We start from the raw sequence: 16,520 nt of genomic DNA, 5'->3' as shown, positions 1-16,520 counted from the left end.
TTAAATGAAACCCAAATACTTCACATATGGACTTTTCTTTAATTTAGCGATATCCCTATTAATATCTTCTTGTCAACCTACAAGTGACCAAAAATCGAACCTAGAGTCAAAAGAAATTGACTCTATAATGAGTTTCATCGATTATGGTAGAAATAATAACTTAACCCACAGCAAAAGGTCAGATTTTCTTCAAAAAGCAGAGGATTATACTATGAACCTATCTGATGATTCTATACAAACCATACTAACCGCAAAAATATCATATTCTTATTTCAAACTTAGGGATTCTATAAAGTTCTTCAACTTGAATTCCAAAACCCTTGAATTAGCCCAAATTTCAAAAGATTCTGTTGTATTAGCTGATGCCCTCTGGGATAGAGCAGCTTTCTTTAATAGCCAAGCTGTGCCCGATAGTGCATTTTATAATTATTCCAAAGCCCAAAAAATTTATGAGAATCTTGGGAAGGACTTTGAAAGCTCAAGAATGCTCTACAACATGGCACTTACACAATCAAAAGTCGGGGATTATACAGGCAGTGAAATTAATACCATAAGAGCCATAGAAATATTAAAACCTTTAAACAAGAATCCACAACTTTACAATTGCTATAACAATCTTGGGTCGGTAACCAAAGAACTGAAAGAGTTCGAAAGAGCTATTGAATACTATAATATAGCCCTTGAGTATCAGAAAAAAATTGAACGGGAAAATAATTTTGAATCTAGCCTCAATAATAATATAGGGGTTGTCTACCAAGAACAAGGTAGATATAAAGAGTCCATTGCATATTTTCAAAAAGTAATTCAAGATAAATCTTTATTAAAAACTGAGCCCAAACTCTACGCTTTAGCTCAAAGCCATCTAGCTTTTAGTAAACTTAAAATATCTTCCAAATTTGATGTTTCTGAAGACTTGAACTCTTCAATCAAAATATTAGATAGTATAGATAACACTCCAGGATTGGCAAGAGCCTATTTTAATTTTGCCGAATATCATCTTATTCAAAAAGATACTCTAAAGGCTATATCATACGCCAATAGGTCAAAAGATTATGCGGAGCAGGCAAACAACAATGAAAGAATTTTATTGAACCTGCAACTTTTAGCAAAGCTAGAACCTGAGAAATCGACTGCCTACATTCGAGAATATATTTCTCTCAACGATAGCTTGCAGCAAGTTGAGCGTCAAGTACGGAATAAGTTCGCCCGAATTCGTTTTGAAACTGATGAATTTATTGCCGAGAACTTACTTTTGGCGAGACAAAAGCAATTATGGACAGGTATCGCCGTAGCTGTTCTTCTACTAGGTCTAATGTCATATTTTATTTTGGACCAAAGAGCAAAAAACCAAAAATTACGCTTTCAACAAGAACAACAAGCGGCGAACCAAGAAATTTTTAACTTAATGCTTGCCCAAAATCAAAAGGTCGAAGAGGCGAAAAAGTTAGAGCAAAAACGAATCTCTGAAGAATTGCACGATGGTGTTCTAGGCAGTATGTTGGGGGCAAGAATGGTGCTTACAGGCCTGAATAAAAAGAATGATGCAGAAGCAGAAGTGCAAAGAAAGAAAGCAATAGATTCTTTACAGGATGTAGAAAAGGAAATAAGGTCTATTTCTCATGAATTGAGTCATGCCGCTTATCAAAAAATTAATAATTTTATACATTCGATAGACGATTTATTAAAAACTGTTCAGGTATCCGGAAATTTCGATTATAATTTTTATTATGAAAAAGATTTTGATTGGGACGGCGGCATCAAAGGTGTAACCAAAATAAATCTTTATCGTTTGATTCAAGAAAGCCTTCAAAACTCGGTAAAACATGCGAATTGCAAAAAGGTAACCATTGACCTCGGAGTACATGACAATATGCTAATTGCAACAATCACCGATGACGGCAAAGGCTTTAAGACCAAGAAAGGCAAAAAGGGAATCGGTATGCGTAACATGGCTTCCCGAATCGAAAAATTAAATGGCAAATGGGAAATTAAAAGTACTGTTGGACAAGGAACTTCTGTTGTTTTCAGAATTCCCGTTAAAAATTTGACTCCCCAAGTCAAAAAGCTAGAACTAAACAAAAAACTTAAAGAGAGAACAGATCAAAACTATGGATAATTTAGTACGCATACTTGCCGTTGATGACCATGAAATGATAGTGCTGGGCTACAAATACACTTTAGAGGCCACCGATTTTGAAAATTTTAAAGTTATTGTAAATACCGCACCCAGTTACGAAAAGGGCAAGGCAGAAATTGAAAGTTCTTCGAAGAGAATTCCCTATGACCTCATTCTTCTTGATATTTCAATGTTTCCTGAAAATTCAAAGAGTGAAAAAAGTGGGGAAGATTTAGGCCTCTTGATTAAAGATATTTCACCATCTTCAAAAATTGTTTTTCTTTCTTCGTTCAGTGATAGTTATAGAATTAATAATATTTTGAAAACTGTTAATCCTGACGGCTACATGGTCAAATCAGAGGTTGATGAAAGAACACTTCAAGATATGGTGAAAACTGTTCTCGAAAAACCACCTTACTATACTGCCGCTGCTCTTCAGGCGATAAGACGAAAGATGGCCAATGAAGATCAAATTGATGAGCGCGACAAAAAAATACTGTATCAATTGTCGATTGGCACCAAAACTAAGGATATTTCTTCTATTGTTGCCGCCGCAAGTACGACCGTAGAGAACAGAAAAAGACAGTTAAAGGTAATTTTCGACGTTGAAAGTGGCAATGATTTTGCACTTATTGAAGAAGCACGTAAAAGAGGCTTCATTTAGCTTGAAAACCCTACTCTTCAACAACTGTAACAATCTGAAAAACAGATTTTTAAAAATTATATTATAGTGTTAATAGAAAAACCCCATTTTTTTTGGGGTTTTTCTTTGTATCAATAATGGCTTATCAATTTACTTTTGATACTATATTGAATACACTATACGTTTATGCCTTCATTTCCAGATAATTTCGAGAACAATTCGTCCGGAGGTTTCAATCTTGATTTGAGATTGGAGGGAATTGAATCTTTTAGAAAAAGTTTAGAGAAGTTCTTCTTCTCAGAAGCTACGGTACGCAATTGTGCCTCCAACAATTCAGGCGTTAACCTTGCTGTTGAATTAGAATGTAACCTTAGTTTGGTTGAAATGCTATTTCATTTCAATCGAGGTACTTGGGGTAATTTTTCACAAAGCTACTCCTCGTTTACCGCTGTTCTTGAAAAATTTAGAACTGAAAACTTGGTCTCGATTGATATTGAAGAGCTTTCTATTTTGTTTAAGGATACCCGTATCATAATCAATAAAATTTACGAAAGAAGTATACCTGAACAACTAGAGAGTATTTTAGGTGAAATGGGCAAACATTATGTTCATTTTAGCAAAGGTCTTTCTGAAACACCATATGAAATTTATGTTCCGGTTTTTGAAGAAGATTGTTCTGAAAATGATTTTTTCTTGAGGACTATTGAATCAAACCATTCGCAAAAAGACTATTTCAATTACTGGGGTCTTTATTTCGAATCTGAAGATGATGCTATCATTTATGATTTGCAGGCATCCCACTTAGAAAATGGTGATTTATATATGCTAAATACCGATTAAAAATATCCTTTTAATATCCACCTTTAGGTACAGTATGTTTTTAACAAAATGTACCAAAAACAAAAGAATCCGCAAGTCATTGAATAATTTGACTTAGCGGATTCTTATTTAATGAGATTTATTTTTCTAACTAGAAATTAAAAAGTTCACGACCCTGCATCAATTCGTTCACTTTTTTCTTGGCACTTTTAATTTTTGCTTCATCTTCCGAATTGGTCAGTACTTCATCAACCAATTCTACTATAGTAGACATATCTGATTCTTTCAACCCTCTAGTGGTAATTGCAGCCGTACCAAATCTGATACCAGAAGTTACAAATGGAGATTTGTCATCGAACGGAACCATATTCTTATTGGCGGTAATATCGGCATCAACCAAAACCTTTTCAGCATCTTTACCCGTAATATTTTTATTTCGAAGGTCAATCAACATCATGTGGTTATCGGTTCCTCCTGAAATAATATTATAACCTTTAGCTACAAAAGCAGCGGCCATTGCCTCGGCGTTCTTCTTTACTTGCAACATATAGTGCAAGAAATTATCGGTTAAGGCTTCACCAAAAGCAATTGCCTTAGCAGCAATAATGTGTTCTAAAGGCCCACCTTGATTACCTGGAAACACAGCCAAATCAAGCAATGCCGACATCTTGCGCAGATTACCGTTCTTTAATTTAATTCCGAATGGGTTATCAAAATCCTCCCCCATTAGAATAAGTCCACCCCTTGGTCCACGCAAAGTCTTATGTGTGGTAGTAGTAACAATATGACAATGTGGTATCGGATCGCTAAGAATACCCTTGGCAATCAAACCTGCCGGATGTGATATATCGGCCAACAAGAGCGCTCCAACGCTATCCGCAATTTCCCTAAACTTTTTAAAGTCCATATCTCGGGAATATGCAGAAGCACCTGCAATTATCAACTTAGGTTTTTCTTGATTTGCAATCTCTTGTATTTTGTCATAATTCAAGACCCCGGTTTCCTCATCTACCCCATAAAAAACAGGGTTATAAAGACGTCCTGAAAAATTCACCGGAGAACCGTGGGTCAAATGACCACCATGAGATAGGTCAAACCCTAAAATAGTATCGCCCGGCTTCAAACATGCATGGTAAACCGAAGCATTTGCCTGAGACCCTGAATGGGGTTGCACATTAGCATAAGCAGCGCCGAAAAGTTCTTTTGCTCGGTCTATGGCCAACTGTTCTATTTTATCAACAACCTCACAGCCACCATAATAACGTTTACCAGGATAACCCTCAGCATATTTATTGGTCAAAACCGATCCTGCGGCCTCCATAACCTGTGGGCTGGTAAAATTTTCTGAAGCTATAAGCTCAATACCACTTAGCTGCCGTTCTTTTTCTTCGGCTATTAAATCAAAAATAAGGTTGTCGCGTTGCATACGTCAATATTGTGTTAAATGAGGTGCAAAAATACAAATTGCTTCTTGTTAAGACCTATAAAATAATATATTTGATTAGCAATTTATTAAATACAAATTAACAATTACAATATGCCCATAGCTGCGAACGATCCTACAAAAAAAACATGGTTGAACGTCTCTGAAAATTCTGATTTTCCTATTCAGAATATACCTTTCGGAGTTTTTCTCACCCGTGACGATATCATAACTATAGGTACTAGAATTGGGGATTACGCCATCGACCTAGGTGCATTACATCAATTGGGTTACTTCAAAGACATACCCCTAACTGATGATATTTTTCTTCAAGACACATTGAATGATTTTATTTCAGACGGTCAAAAAACTTGGCGATTGGTTCGTAATCGAATTAGTGAAATATTCGACGCCTCCAACGATGAGCTAAAAAATAACAAGGGCCATCGCGAAGTGGTTTTGTTTTCTATGGATGAGATAGAAATGCAGCTACCTGTACAGATTGGCGATTATACCGATTTCTATTCCAGTAAAGAGCATGCAACCAATGTGGGCACTATGTTCAGAGATCCTGAAAATGCCTTGCTACCGAATTGGCTTCATATTCCTGTCGGGTATCACGGCAGAAGTTCTACAATTGTACCCAGTGGAACGCCTATACGCAGACCATTGGGCCAAACCATACCTAATAATTCTAAGAGTCCCGTTTTCGGACCTTCAAAATTGGTCGATTTTGAACTCGAAATGGCCTTTATTACTACAGATGCCAATGCACTGGGTGAACCCATACCTGTTAGTGAAGCTGAAGATTATATTTTTGGTATGGTTCTATTTAATGATTGGAGTGCTAGAGATATTCAAAAATGGGAATACGTACCATTGGGCCCGTTCTTGGCCAAAAACTTTGCCTCCTCCATTTCCCCCTGGATAGTTACTTTAGATGCTCTTCAGCCTTTTAAGGTCGAAAGCCCCGAACAATCCCCCGAACCACTGCCCTATTTAAGACTTACAGGAAATCATAGTTTCGATATCAATCTAGAAGTAGATATAATAACCGAATCGATGAAATCTACCACGGTCACAAAGTCGAACTTCAAGTATTTGTATTGGACTATGGCACAACAACTTGCCCACCACACTATAAACGGTTGTAAAGTAAATAGTGGAGATATGATGGGTAGTGGTACCATTTCAGGGCCTACTCCTGACTCTTATGGCTCTATGCTCGAGTTATCTTGGCAAGGCAAAAACCCAATAAAATTGAATGACGGCAGTGAGCGCAAGTTCATTGAAGATAATGACACCGTTGTATTAAAAGGTTATTGCCAGACTGAAAGTATTCGCATAGGTTTTGGTGAAGTTTCGACCAAACTATTGCCGGCGTTGAAAACTAATAAATAATACTCACAAAACACCCAATCAACGATTTCATACGATAGTTCATCGTTTTACGTTACTTAAAATATATATTTTGGCATGACCATTGAAATTATGCTGAAAACTATAAATCGTAAGTGATGAAAAAAACTATACTTTTTATTTCGATAATTTCATTATTTGCTGCATGTAGCAGCGTCAAACAGGCACAAAAGTCTATTAATACCGGTAACTATGAAAATGCCATTCATACGTCTATAGATAATTTAGCGAAAAACAAGACTAAAAAGGCTAACCAACCGTACATAGTTCTTCTCGAACAAGCATATATAAAGCATACCGAGCGAGAGCTAGAGCGAATCGATTTTCTAGAAAACGATGAAAACCCTGCCCATTATGAGGCCATTTACAATTCATATGTGAATTTAAGGGCAATTCAAAACAAAATTAAGCCACTACTTCCATTATTTATTATAGAAGAGAACCGTCAGGCAAATTTTGAATTCAACGACTATCAAGATGCAATTATTGATAGTAAAGATGATCTTGCAGAATTTTTATACGATAACGCCAGTAATTTATTGACCAACGCTACAAATAAACAAGACTATAGAAAAGCTTATGATGATTTTGAATATCTAGATAAAATTGAGCCTGGTTATGATGATGTTAAATATAAATTAGAAGAGGCATATGCTAAAGGTCTCGATTACATCAGCGTTGACTTGGTAAACGAAACTGAACAAATTATTCCGGCCAGATTAGAGGAAGAACTATTGAACTTTGACATTTATGGTCTTGAAAATTTTTGGACCAAGTACCACAATAACCCTCAAGCAGATGTCATTTATGACTATAATATGAAGTTAGCCCTTCGACAAATAAATATATCACCTGAGCGAATCAGTGAAAAACAGCTAGTAAAAGAGCGTCAGGTCAAAGATGGTTATAAGTATGCCGTAAATCGCGACGGAAGTATAGTAAAAGACAGTTTGGGTAATAAAGTTAAGATAGATAAATTTAAGACGGTTAGTTGTAATTTCTACGAATTCACCCAATTTAAAACGGCAGCGGTTAGCGGTTTAGTTCAGTTTACCGATTTAAAGACCAAACAACAGTTAAGTTCTTACCCCCTGGCCAGTGAATTTATTTTTGAGCACATTTATGCTAATTATGAAGGGGACAAGAGGGCAATCGATAACGACCAATTGAGTTTGTTAAAAGTCAAGGCTATACCGTTTCCTTCAAATGAGCAAATGGTCTACGATGCTGGCGAAGACCTGAAAGCAGGATTGAAATCAATACTGAGAAGACAAAAATTCGACTAAAAAAATCCCCAAGATAAGCTTGGGGATTTTTTTTGATTCTAATCGCCCGCCTTACAAATTAAACGAATTCTTCTAACCTTAGTTCTGAAATCGCGCCGTGAGAATCGTGGGCTACTACTTGAGCATTTTTTATTATCAGTAACTGGGGCGATTGATGAACAATATTAAATTTAGTTTCGACCTCGTTCGATACATTACGGTTCTTATGTAAATCAATAAAATAGAAATCCATTTGTTCTTCGGAAAGCGCATAATTCGATGTGAACATATTCAAGACCATTCTACTAATTCCGCAGGTAGTAGAGTGTTTGAAAATAACCTGGGGTTTCACCATTGATTTTTCTACTATTTCATCTAATTGACTTATGTGCGTAAGAGCTATCCATGGTATTTTAGTTTTTTCCTCGTTTTCCTCTTTACTTCCTCCTCCAAATAATCCACTAAAAAGTCCCATTAACTAAATTTTAAAATATCTTTATTAAAGATGCAAGTCAAAAACTGCCGAAATGTCCTGTATTTACTGATGTTAACAGACATTTTGTCTTGCTCAAAACCTTGGTAAGATTCTTGACTTATTCCTTTCAAAAGTAAACATAAGCTAAAGATATAAGAATATGAATTTTAATAATTATACCATAAAATCGCAAGAGGCTTTGCAACAGGCCCAACAAATTGCACAAGGCCTCGGGCACCAGCAAATAGAAAATGAACATCTCTTTAAGGCCATTGGCGAGGTCGATGAAAACGTACTTCCCTTTATATTAAAAAAATTAAATATCAATGTAGGTCTTATAGAACAAATTCTGGACAAAGAGCTGGAGAGTTTTCCAAAGGTTTCGGGCGGTGATATTATGCTCTCACGAGAAGCGGGAAAAACGGTTACCGAAGCTAGTATCATTGCCAAAAAAATGAGCGATGAATTTGTTTCGATTGAACATCTTTTACTTGCAATTTTAAAATCAAAGAGTAAAATCGCTCAAATCTTAAAAGATCAGGGCGCTACAGAAAAAGATTTAAAAGTAGCAATAGAAGAGCTAAGGGGTGGCGGCAAGGTTACTTCACAAAGTGCTGAAGAAACCTATAATTCTCTAGATAAATATGCAAGAAACCTTAACGAATTGGCCGACAGTGGCAAACTTGATCCTGTAATCGGACGTGATGAAGAAATTCGTAGAATTCTACAAATTTTGTCTCGTCGAACAAAGAACAACCCCATGCTGGTAGGTGAACCTGGCACTGGTAAGACTGCTATTGCCGAAGGTCTTGCGCATCGTATTATTCAAGGTGATGTACCTGAGAACCTACAGGATAAGATTATCTATTCCTTAGATATGGGGGCGTTAATCGCAGGCGCAAAATATAAGGGTGAATTTGAAGAGCGCCTAAAGTCGGTAATTAAAGAGGTTACTTCATCTGACGGTGACATAGTTTTGTTCATCGATGAGATACATACCTTAGTTGGGGCAGGTGGCGGACAGGGAGCTATGGATGCGGCAAACATCTTAAAACCTGCACTGGCACGAGGCGAATTACGCGCTATTGGAGCAACAACTTTAGACGAATACCAAAAGTATTTTGAAAAAGACAAGGCTTTAGAAAGACGTTTTCAAAAGGTGACGGTAAACGAGCCAGATACCGAAAGTGCAATTTCGATCTTAAGGGGTATTAAAGAAAAATACGAGGCACACCATAAAGTGCGCATTAAAGACGATGCGGTAATTGCAGCGGTAGAATTATCCCAACGTTACATTACCAATAGATTCTTGCCGGATAAGGCAATTGATTTGATGGATGAGGCCGCGGCTAAACTCCGCATGGAAATCAACTCAAAACCTGAAGAGTTAGATGTTCTAGATCGCAAAATAATGCAGTTGGAAATTGAGATTGAAGCCATTAAAAGAGAAAACGATAAAGCAAAGCTTAAGTCGCTGAATGTTGATTTGGCCAATTTTAAAGAAGAGAGAAACGAGATTTTCGCCAAATGGGAAAGTGAAAAGTCGGTCGTCGACAACATTCAGAAGACCAAGCACGATATTGAAGAATTTAAATCGGAAGCAGAGAGAGCTGAACGTAATGGAGATTATGGAAAAGTTGCAGAGTTGCGCTACGGAAAAATCAAAGAAGCTCAAGAACAACTTGAGAAGCTACAAGAAGAACTTCTAGCCCAACAAGATACCGACACCTTGATTAAAGAGGAGGTTACGAACGAAGATATCGCTGAAGTAGTCGCCAAGTGGACAGGCATTCCTGTTACTAAAATGCTTCAAAGCGAACGCGAAAAGCTCTTACAACTTGAAGATGTTCTACACAAACGTGTAGTAGGTCAAGAAGAGGCGATTGAGGCAGTTTCCGATGCCATACGTCGAAGCAGGGCCGGTCTTCAAGATACCAAACGACCTATTGGTTCCTTTTTGTTCTTAGGTACGACAGGTGTAGGTAAAACAGAACTGGCTAAAACCTTGGCGTCATACCTCTTCGATGACGAAAATGCGATGACCAGAATTGATATGAGCGAATATCAAGAGAGGCATTCGGTCAGTCGCTTGGTGGGGGCACCTCCGGGGTATGTGGGTTATGATGAAGGCGGTCAATTGACCGAAGCGGTTCGAAGAAGACCTTATTCCGTTGTCTTGTTAGATGAAATCGAAAAAGCGCATCCTGACACCTTCAATATCCTCTTACAAGTTTTGGATGAAGGACGGTTGACCGACAATAAAGGTCGTGTTGCCGATTTTAAGAATACTATCATTATAATGACCAGTAATATGGGCAGCCATATTATTCAAGAAAAGTTCGAGAATAGCAATAATATTTATAGTGCTACGGAAGCCGCTCGAGTAGAAGTACTCGGATTGTTGAAAAAAACGGTCAGGCCCGAATTCTTGAATCGGATAGATGATATTATTATGTTTACTCCGCTAAGCAAAAATGATATTTCTAAAATTGTGAGACTACAACTCGATTATTTGAAAAAAGTGGTAGCTAAACAACACATTACAATCGATGCTACAGATGAGGCTATCGAGTATTTATCTGAAAGAGGGTATGACCCACAATTTGGTGCTAGGCCCATTAAAAGAGTAATACAAAAAGAAGTACTTAACAAGCTTTCGAAAGAATTATTAAAAGGCAGTATATCTACGGATAGCATAGTACTTATCGATTCATTTGAAAATGAGTTGGTTTTTCGAAATCAAGAAGAACTGGTGAAGTAAGATAATACTTCATAATATAGATTAAGGCATCTTTAAAAAAGGTGCCTTTTTTTTGACAAAACTAGATACCATGCAGTATATAAATTTTTTATCTTCGTACAAAACTGCACCACGATGACCACCAAAGCTGAAAGAACCACTACCTATATTATTGAAACCGTAGCACCTATATTTAATAAACTAGGATATGTAGGTACCAGCATGAGTGATCTTACCGAGGCAACCGGATTGACCAAAGGTGCTTTATATGGCAATTTTGAAAATAAAGAAGCCTTAGCAATATCAGCATTTGAGTACAGTAGTAAAAAATTGTTATCAAAAATTGATCAGGTATTATCGATTGATGGCAGTTCATTAGATAAAATATTCGCCCTTACCGAATTCTATCGTCATTATGATGATTTCACCGCCGATTTAGGAGGATGCCCGGTACTCAATACAGGTGTAGACGCACAGAACAACAACAAACTTCTTGCCGCAGCAAGCAAAGAAATAATTAAGGAAATTGAGGGTAAAATTGCTTTGGTTCTCGAAAACGGCACTAATAGTAATGAACTGAAACTACCCGTTACTCCCCTACAGTTCGCCAAACAATTTTATACTATGATTCAGGGGGCAATCGCTATGTCTACGATTACACGAGATAGAAAGTATCTTATTAATACTATTGCCTATCTAGACTTATTGGTCAAAAAGGAAATTAAAATATAGTACCGAACTACTAATTATCGACATTTAATACCTTAGAATTCTCTAGTCTTATTAAAAACAGTAAGCCTCTAAAAGATAATAATAGATTAACGTCATAGGGTTAGTTCATTATTTGCCGACCACTCTAAATATCCACGTATTTCCGGCATACTTACCACCATATTTACCGTCTCTCGCTTGTCTAGCTTCTCGCATAGTATCGAAACGTTGTAAGTAGGCGTAGTGATAATTGTTCTTACCCCTTTGAAATGACCCGGGGCTCATTCCTTTGCTTCTAAGGTCTGCCATGAACGCATCAAAATATTTCTTAGTACCAAATACATTGGCAATTAAATAATAACCAGGCTCTAACCCATCTTCGGTTTGAACTTCCTCATATTTCTCACCCTTTTGGGGCCTATCGGCTTCATTTTGCTCCGCTAGTTCAGCTTTGCGCTTAGCTTCTTGGGCGATAGAATCACGTCTGTGCTCTTCAGCTAACCGTCTCGCTTCTGCCAATGCCTCTGCTTGCTTGGCCTTATTGATAGAATCTAATTTACGGGCTTGTTCTTCTCTACGAATATTCGCCAATGCTTCTTCCTCATCTTCAATAGCTTCTTGCTGCTCTTTAGCATTTTTCTCGACCTTGGCCAAGGCCTCTTCTTCTTTTTGTTTTGCCTTTGCTTCTTGCTCTTGTTTTAGCTTAAGTTCTTTCGCTGCCAATACAGCTTCTTTTTCAATATCGGCAATTGAATCACGAACTCGTTTTTCTTGTCTTCGCTCTTCTTTATCTTTTTCTCTAGCCGCCTTCTTAGCTTCTTTAGATTTATTTTTTTCGTTTTCAGCAATTTCTTCCGCTTTTTCAAGCTCTTCCCTCATTTGCTGGTCTTTCTCTTCTTGGTTTAATTGAAGAATGATACCCTCCTCTTCTTCGATATCAAAACCTACCACCTTATGTCGTTCGTCTGGTTTGCCTAAAAAATAGGCAGCCATCAGTTCAAAAGAGGCATCCTTTGAGATGGAAGCACTTGTCCCCAGCTCGACCAAAGCTCCAATAGAAAAATGTTTAAAAAATGTGCCTCCTACTCCAATACCATAACCGTAAAAGTTATTATAACCTACTTGACCCCAATATTTATCAGTATTCAGCAATGAATAAAATCCGATTTGATTTGATTGACCGGGAATAGTTCTCAAGTACATAGAGGGCCTTAAGAAGGCATTTGTTGTGGCCCCTAACGTTAAGGGAAAATCATATGACAATAACGACATGAATATTTTATCTTCTTTAGCCGTATTCCCCTCTTTGGCATTAAAATTATAATCGATTAAATTTTCAGAGGCCAGGCTCAGGGTAAGACGTTCTACCGATATACTTGCTCCAGGCGCCATTTGAATTATAAAATCGTCAGTAATCGTCGGTAATGGTATGGGAAGGTTAGGGTCAACTTGAAAACTATTATTCGCCAATTCTTGTTTAAAGGCAAAAACATTGACCCCTAAAGACAATCTCACCAAATCGTTTAACTCAAATTGATGAGCATAATTAACCGCTCCACCCGTATTAAAAAAAATCCCTGTATTTTGCTGAAAGAAGGCTAACCCTGCAGCTGATTTTGAATTTAATTTTCTTGTATAGTTCAAGAATATCGTCGTAGGGTCACTATCAATACTCTGCCATTGCCATCTTGACCAAAATGCTACCGATTCCGCATTGTTTCTATCTAATGAAAACGCAGGATTAAACAAACTGGCATTATATGTCGTTAAATTATGTTGCCTTAAATCGGCAGGTAAGCGCTCTTCTCTTTGACCGTACGCAATCAAAGAAAAATTTAGCAAAATTAACAGGCTAGTAATTTTCATCATAAACAAAAGAACAAAAACAAGCAGTTTAACATACTTTTTTCAGCTAAATTTAGTTAACATTTATGCAAGAGTTTTCAACCAAAAAAAAGAGTCTTTAATTATGAAAGGCATTCAAATCATTCAAGTTGTAGTACTTTTCCTATTCATTGTAGGTTGTAAAGATAATCAAAAAAAGGTGGAACCGTTGAACGTAGACCCGGCCGTTTCAACTTTTTACTTTGTAAGACATGCGGAAAAAGACCGTTCGAACCCCGAAGACCCAGATCCTGAACTTAATCAACGTGGTCTTGGTAGGGCAATGCATTGGGCCGAAATCTTAGATGACGTTGAACTAGACGCCATTTATTCAACCGATTATCAAAGAACTTCGATGACAGCAGCACCTATTTCTGTAAAAAAAGACCTCGATGTTCAGTATTACGAACCACAAACTATCGATATTGATCAATTTAAAGCCGATAATTTAAATAAAACAGTTTTAGTTGTTGGTCATAGCAACACCACGCCCGATTTTGCAAACAAGGTTATGGGAGAAGATGTGTTTTATGAGATGGACGACTCTGATAACGGCAGTCTGTTTATAGTACAGCTTGTGGGAAACAAAGCGACTTCTCAACGACTTCATATTAATTGCAACTGCCCAAAAGAAAGAGAGTAATTTATTCGTTACCTAACTTATATAAGTTAGCAATCATCACTCTGCGATTATTGTAATTCGAACGACTTGTTTACTTTTGTAAGATGGTTCAAAAGAACATCAATATAAAGAATAAGAAGGCTAAGTTCGAATACGAATTTTTAGACACTTATGTTGCGGGCATTGTTTTGGCCGGTACCGAAATAAAATCTATTCGAGAGGGTAAAGCTTCCATTTCCCAAAGTTTCTGTGAATTCAATGATCGAGGGGAAATGTTTGTAATCAACATGCAGGTCGATGAATATTCGCATGCTTCGCACTTCAATCACCGACCAAAGGCCGAAAGAAAACTTTTATTACACAAAGGCGAACTCAAAAAACTTAGAAAAGAGGTTTCTACGAGCGGATTAACTATTGTACCGCTCAATCTTTTCGTTAATGACCGAGGGCTTGCAAAAGTTAAGATTGCACTTGCCAAGGGTAAAAAACTTCACGATAAAAGGGAAACTATAAAAGACAGAGACAACAAAAGAAACTTGGCTCGAATCAAAAAAAGTTTCAATAATTGATTTATAAAGAATAGAGCGGCTTAATTTTTGTTTTCCAACAAAGGCACAAATCGAAATGAACCGAATTCTTTTTTCTCAAATTCCTTCTCCGATTTTCGAATAAACAACGTCATGACCTGATCGTTCACTCCGACAGGTATAACTAGACGACCACCTATTTTTAGTTGTGCCATTAGTGGTTTTGGCACCTCAGGTGCACCAGCAGTAACCACAATCGAATCAAATGGCGCATCAGGTGGTAAACCTTTATAACCATCACCGAAAATATTCTTTTTAGGGCGATAGCCCATTTTGCCAAAAAAAAGTTTGGTTTTCTTGAATAGCTCTTGCTGTCTTTCAATGGTAAACACCTTAGCCTTTAGGTGAAGTAGTACTGCCGTTTGATAACCACTTCCCGTGCCGATTTCCAATACCTGGTGACCAGGTTTCACTTGCAATAGTTGAGTTTGAAATGCCACTGTGTAAGGTTGTGAAATGGTTTGGTCTGCCGCTATAGGAAATGCTTTATCTTGATAGGCATGCCCCTCAAAACTACTATCCATAAACAAATGTCTGGGTATCGTTTTAATTGCACCAAGTACTTTGGTATCGGTAATACCTTTTTTCACCAGTACTTCGGCGAGCTTATTTCGCATTCCCCTATGCTTGAAGGTATCTTTCAATGGTTTGGTTTTAGAAAGGTAAAGTTAGGTCGTAAATAATCAAATCACAAGAAACAACCAGCGACAAAAATTAAGTTGTGATACTCAACTTTTTGAGTTAGAATCAATTTCTTGAGAAATCATGAAACCCAAAAATATCCTTATTTTTGGGGTAAAGAGAAATAGATGTTAAAAGTTGGGGTTTTGGGCGCCGGTCATTTGGGTAAAATCCATCTACGATTGCTCAACGAGTCGAAAAAATATGAACTTATCGGATTTTACGATGCCGATGCTATTAACGGAAAAAAGGTAGCCGATGAATTCGGATACCAGTATTATGACAATATAAATACGCTAATCGACGCCGTAGACGTCGTAGACATAGTCACCCCTACCCTTTCACATTTTGATTGTGCTAAAAAAGCGATTCAAAAGGGAAAACATATTTTTATAGAAAAACCGATAACAAACACTTTTGAAGAAGCTCTTGAGTTATTAAAGTTGAAAGAACATTATGGTGTAAAAGGACAGGTGGGTCATGTTGAGCGATTCAACCCTGCTTTCTCGGCGGTGAAGGCCCAAATTAAAGAGCCAATGTTTATCGAGACCCATCGATTGGCAGAATTTAACCCTAGAGGAACTGATGTACCCGTGGTTTTAGATTTAATGATCCATGATATAGATGCTATTTTAAGCGTTGTCGATTCAGAGGTCAAGCAAATAAATGCGAGTGGTGTTTCGGTAATCAGCAAGTCGCCTGATATTGCCAACGCACGTATCGAATTTGAAAATGGTTGTGTAGCGAATCTAACCGCGAGTAGAATATCGCTCAAAAACATGAGGAAGTCCCGGTTTTTTCAAAAGGATGCCTACATATCCGTTGACTTTTTAGAAAAAAAGGTAGAGGTTGTAAAAATGAAAAACGCCCCAGAAGTCGCAGGCGATTTTGATATGATTCTGCAAAATGCGGAAGGTGAAAAAAAGCAAATTTATTTTGAGAATCCTGATATAGTCAATAATAATGCTATTCTAGATGAGTTAGAAAGCTTTTCCGATTCGATTATCAACAATACAGAACCAATCGTTACTCTTGAACAAGGTACAAATGCCCTAAAAATTGCACTTCAGATTATTGATTCTTTCAAAACTGATGCTAGCCTTAGTTAACAGATACAGCTAACCCTACAGAAGAA

14 protein-coding genes are annotated in these 16,520 nt (G+C 37.2%); 10 read left to right on the top strand and 4 right to left on the bottom strand.

Translation table 11 applies throughout. The annotated features are described in order from the left end of the window. The first annotated feature begins 4 nt into the window (after positions 1-4). The 3 genes from IV512_RS01680 (at position 5) to IV512_RS01670 (ending at position 3,599) form a co-directional block, all read left to right on the top strand. Positions 5-2,116 carry a tetratricopeptide repeat-containing sensor histidine kinase gene (locus IV512_RS01680; protein ID WP_209400024.1) on the top strand — a complete coding sequence of 704 codons (2,112 nt, stop codon included), beginning with the start codon at positions 5-7 and terminating at the stop codon, positions 2,114-2,116. Further along, positions 2,109-2,780, top strand: coding sequence for a response regulator (locus IV512_RS01675; protein ID WP_209400022.1), 672 nt, complete (start codon positions 2,109-2,111; stop codon positions 2,778-2,780). The genes IV512_RS01680 and IV512_RS01675 overlap by 8 nt, the downstream gene beginning before the upstream one ends. A 165-nt stretch (positions 2,781-2,945) precedes the next feature. Beyond that, positions 2,946-3,599 (top strand): hypothetical protein, encoded by a 654-nt coding sequence (locus IV512_RS01670; protein ID WP_209400020.1) that lies wholly within the window; start codon positions 2,946-2,948, stop codon positions 3,597-3,599. Positions 3,600-3,729: 130 nt separating this feature from the next. Here the strand turns inward: IV512_RS01670 and glyA are convergent, their stop codons facing one another. Continuing rightward, complete coding sequence (gene glyA / locus IV512_RS01665; RefSeq protein ID WP_209400018.1) at positions 3,730-5,004, bottom strand: serine hydroxymethyltransferase; 1,275 nt, start codon at positions 5,002-5,004, stop codon at positions 3,730-3,732. A gap of 111 nt (positions 5,005-5,115) precedes the next feature. On the opposite strand from glyA, the gene fahA reads away from it, so the two are divergent. Together fahA and IV512_RS01655 are read left to right on the top strand one after the other, a co-directional pair. Further along, positions 5,116-6,402 (top strand): fumarylacetoacetase, encoded by a 1,287-nt coding sequence (fahA, locus tag IV512_RS01660; protein ID WP_209400016.1) that lies wholly within the window; start codon positions 5,116-5,118, stop codon positions 6,400-6,402. 116 nt (positions 6,403-6,518) lie between these two features. Next, positions 6,519-7,706, top strand: coding sequence for a hypothetical protein (locus IV512_RS01655; RefSeq protein ID WP_209400014.1), 1,188 nt, complete (start codon positions 6,519-6,521; stop codon positions 7,704-7,706). Between the two features lie 58 nt (positions 7,707-7,764). Here the strand turns inward: IV512_RS01655 and ytxJ are convergent, their stop codons facing one another. Then, positions 7,765-8,160 carry a bacillithiol system redox-active protein YtxJ gene (ytxJ, locus tag IV512_RS01650; protein ID WP_209400012.1) on the bottom strand — a complete coding sequence of 132 codons (396 nt, stop codon included), beginning with the start codon at positions 8,158-8,160 and terminating at the stop codon, positions 7,765-7,767. A gap of 160 nt (positions 8,161-8,320) precedes the next feature. Between ytxJ and clpB the strand changes: the two genes are divergently transcribed. Both clpB and IV512_RS01640 read left to right on the top strand, forming a co-directional pair. Further along, positions 8,321-10,921: an ATP-dependent chaperone ClpB gene (clpB, locus tag IV512_RS01645; protein WP_209400010.1), complete on the top strand. Its 2,601-nt coding sequence runs from the start codon at positions 8,321-8,323 to the stop codon at positions 10,919-10,921. Between the two features lie 114 nt (positions 10,922-11,035). Continuing rightward, complete coding sequence (locus IV512_RS01640; protein WP_209400008.1) at positions 11,036-11,632, top strand: TetR/AcrR family transcriptional regulator; 597 nt, start codon at positions 11,036-11,038, stop codon at positions 11,630-11,632. Positions 11,633-11,740: 108 nt separating this feature from the next. On the opposite strand, the gene IV512_RS01635 is transcribed toward IV512_RS01640, so the two are convergent. Next, entirely contained in the window at positions 11,741-13,477 is a 1,737-nt protein-coding gene (locus IV512_RS01635; protein WP_256439266.1) for a PorP/SprF family type IX secretion system membrane protein, read from the bottom strand. Positions 13,478-13,580: 103 nt separating this feature from the next. On the opposite strand from IV512_RS01635, the gene IV512_RS01630 reads away from it, so the two are divergent. Next, positions 13,581-14,138 carry a histidine phosphatase family protein gene (locus IV512_RS01630; protein ID WP_209400003.1) on the top strand — a complete coding sequence of 186 codons (558 nt, stop codon included), beginning with the start codon at positions 13,581-13,583 and terminating at the stop codon, positions 14,136-14,138. 83 nt (positions 14,139-14,221) lie between these two features. Then, a complete protein-coding gene (gene smpB / locus IV512_RS01625; RefSeq protein WP_209400001.1) occupies positions 14,222-14,686 on the top strand; it encodes an SsrA-binding protein SmpB in 465 nt (154 codons plus the stop codon). 20 nt (positions 14,687-14,706) lie between these two features. Here the strand turns inward: smpB and IV512_RS01620 are convergent, their stop codons facing one another. Further along, on the bottom strand, positions 14,707-15,348 hold the full coding sequence (locus IV512_RS01620) for a protein-L-isoaspartate(D-aspartate) O-methyltransferase (RefSeq protein WP_209399999.1): 642 nt from the start codon (positions 15,346-15,348) through the stop codon (positions 14,707-14,709). 165 nt (positions 15,349-15,513) lie between these two features. Between IV512_RS01620 and IV512_RS01615 the strand changes: the two genes are divergently transcribed. Continuing rightward, positions 15,514-16,494, top strand: coding sequence for a Gfo/Idh/MocA family protein (locus IV512_RS01615; RefSeq protein ID WP_209399997.1), 981 nt, complete (start codon positions 15,514-15,516; stop codon positions 16,492-16,494). Positions 16,495-16,520: the final 26 nt, after the last annotated feature.

The organism is Pseudozobellia sp. WGM2, assembly GCF_017810075.1.
In the GTDB taxonomy this organism is placed as follows: domain Bacteria; phylum Bacteroidota; class Bacteroidia; order Flavobacteriales; family Flavobacteriaceae; genus JADNYK01.
Note: the sequence above shows the minus strand (reverse complement) of the source record. Positions and strands in the feature narration are given on the sequence as shown.

What these genes read in the sequence shown, in the direction of transcription:
- IV512_RS01635 (WP_256439266.1), bottom strand. Translation starts at nt 13,477, where the DNA reads ATGAAAATTACTAGCCTGTTAATTTTGCTAAATTTTTCTTTGATTGCG.
- IV512_RS01680 (WP_209400024.1), top strand. Translation starts at nt 5, where the DNA reads ATGAAACCCAAATACTTCACATATGGACTTTTCTTTAATTTAGCGATA.
- IV512_RS01675 (WP_209400022.1), top strand. Translation starts at nt 2,109, where the DNA reads ATGGATAATTTAGTACGCATACTTGCCGTTGATGACCATGAAATGATA.
- clpB (WP_209400010.1), top strand. Translation starts at nt 8,321, where the DNA reads ATGAATTTTAATAATTATACCATAAAATCGCAAGAGGCTTTGCAACAG.
- IV512_RS01655 (WP_209400014.1), top strand. Translation starts at nt 6,519, where the DNA reads ATGAAAAAAACTATACTTTTTATTTCGATAATTTCATTATTTGCTGCA.
- ytxJ (WP_209400012.1), bottom strand. Translation starts at nt 8,160, where the DNA reads ATGGGACTTTTTAGTGGATTATTTGGAGGAGGAAGTAAAGAGGAAAAC.
- IV512_RS01640 (WP_209400008.1), top strand. Translation starts at nt 11,036, where the DNA reads ATGACCACCAAAGCTGAAAGAACCACTACCTATATTATTGAAACCGTA.
- IV512_RS01615 (WP_209399997.1), top strand. Translation starts at nt 15,514, where the DNA reads ATGTTAAAAGTTGGGGTTTTGGGCGCCGGTCATTTGGGTAAAATCCAT.
- fahA (WP_209400016.1), top strand. Translation starts at nt 5,116, where the DNA reads ATGCCCATAGCTGCGAACGATCCTACAAAAAAAACATGGTTGAACGTC.
- IV512_RS01630 (WP_209400003.1), top strand. Translation starts at nt 13,581, where the DNA reads ATGAAAGGCATTCAAATCATTCAAGTTGTAGTACTTTTCCTATTCATT.
- IV512_RS01670 (WP_209400020.1), top strand. Translation starts at nt 2,946, where the DNA reads ATGCCTTCATTTCCAGATAATTTCGAGAACAATTCGTCCGGAGGTTTC.
- glyA (WP_209400018.1), bottom strand. Translation starts at nt 5,004, where the DNA reads ATGCAACGCGACAACCTTATTTTTGATTTAATAGCCGAAGAAAAAGAA.
- smpB (WP_209400001.1), top strand. Translation starts at nt 14,222, where the DNA reads ATGGTTCAAAAGAACATCAATATAAAGAATAAGAAGGCTAAGTTCGAA.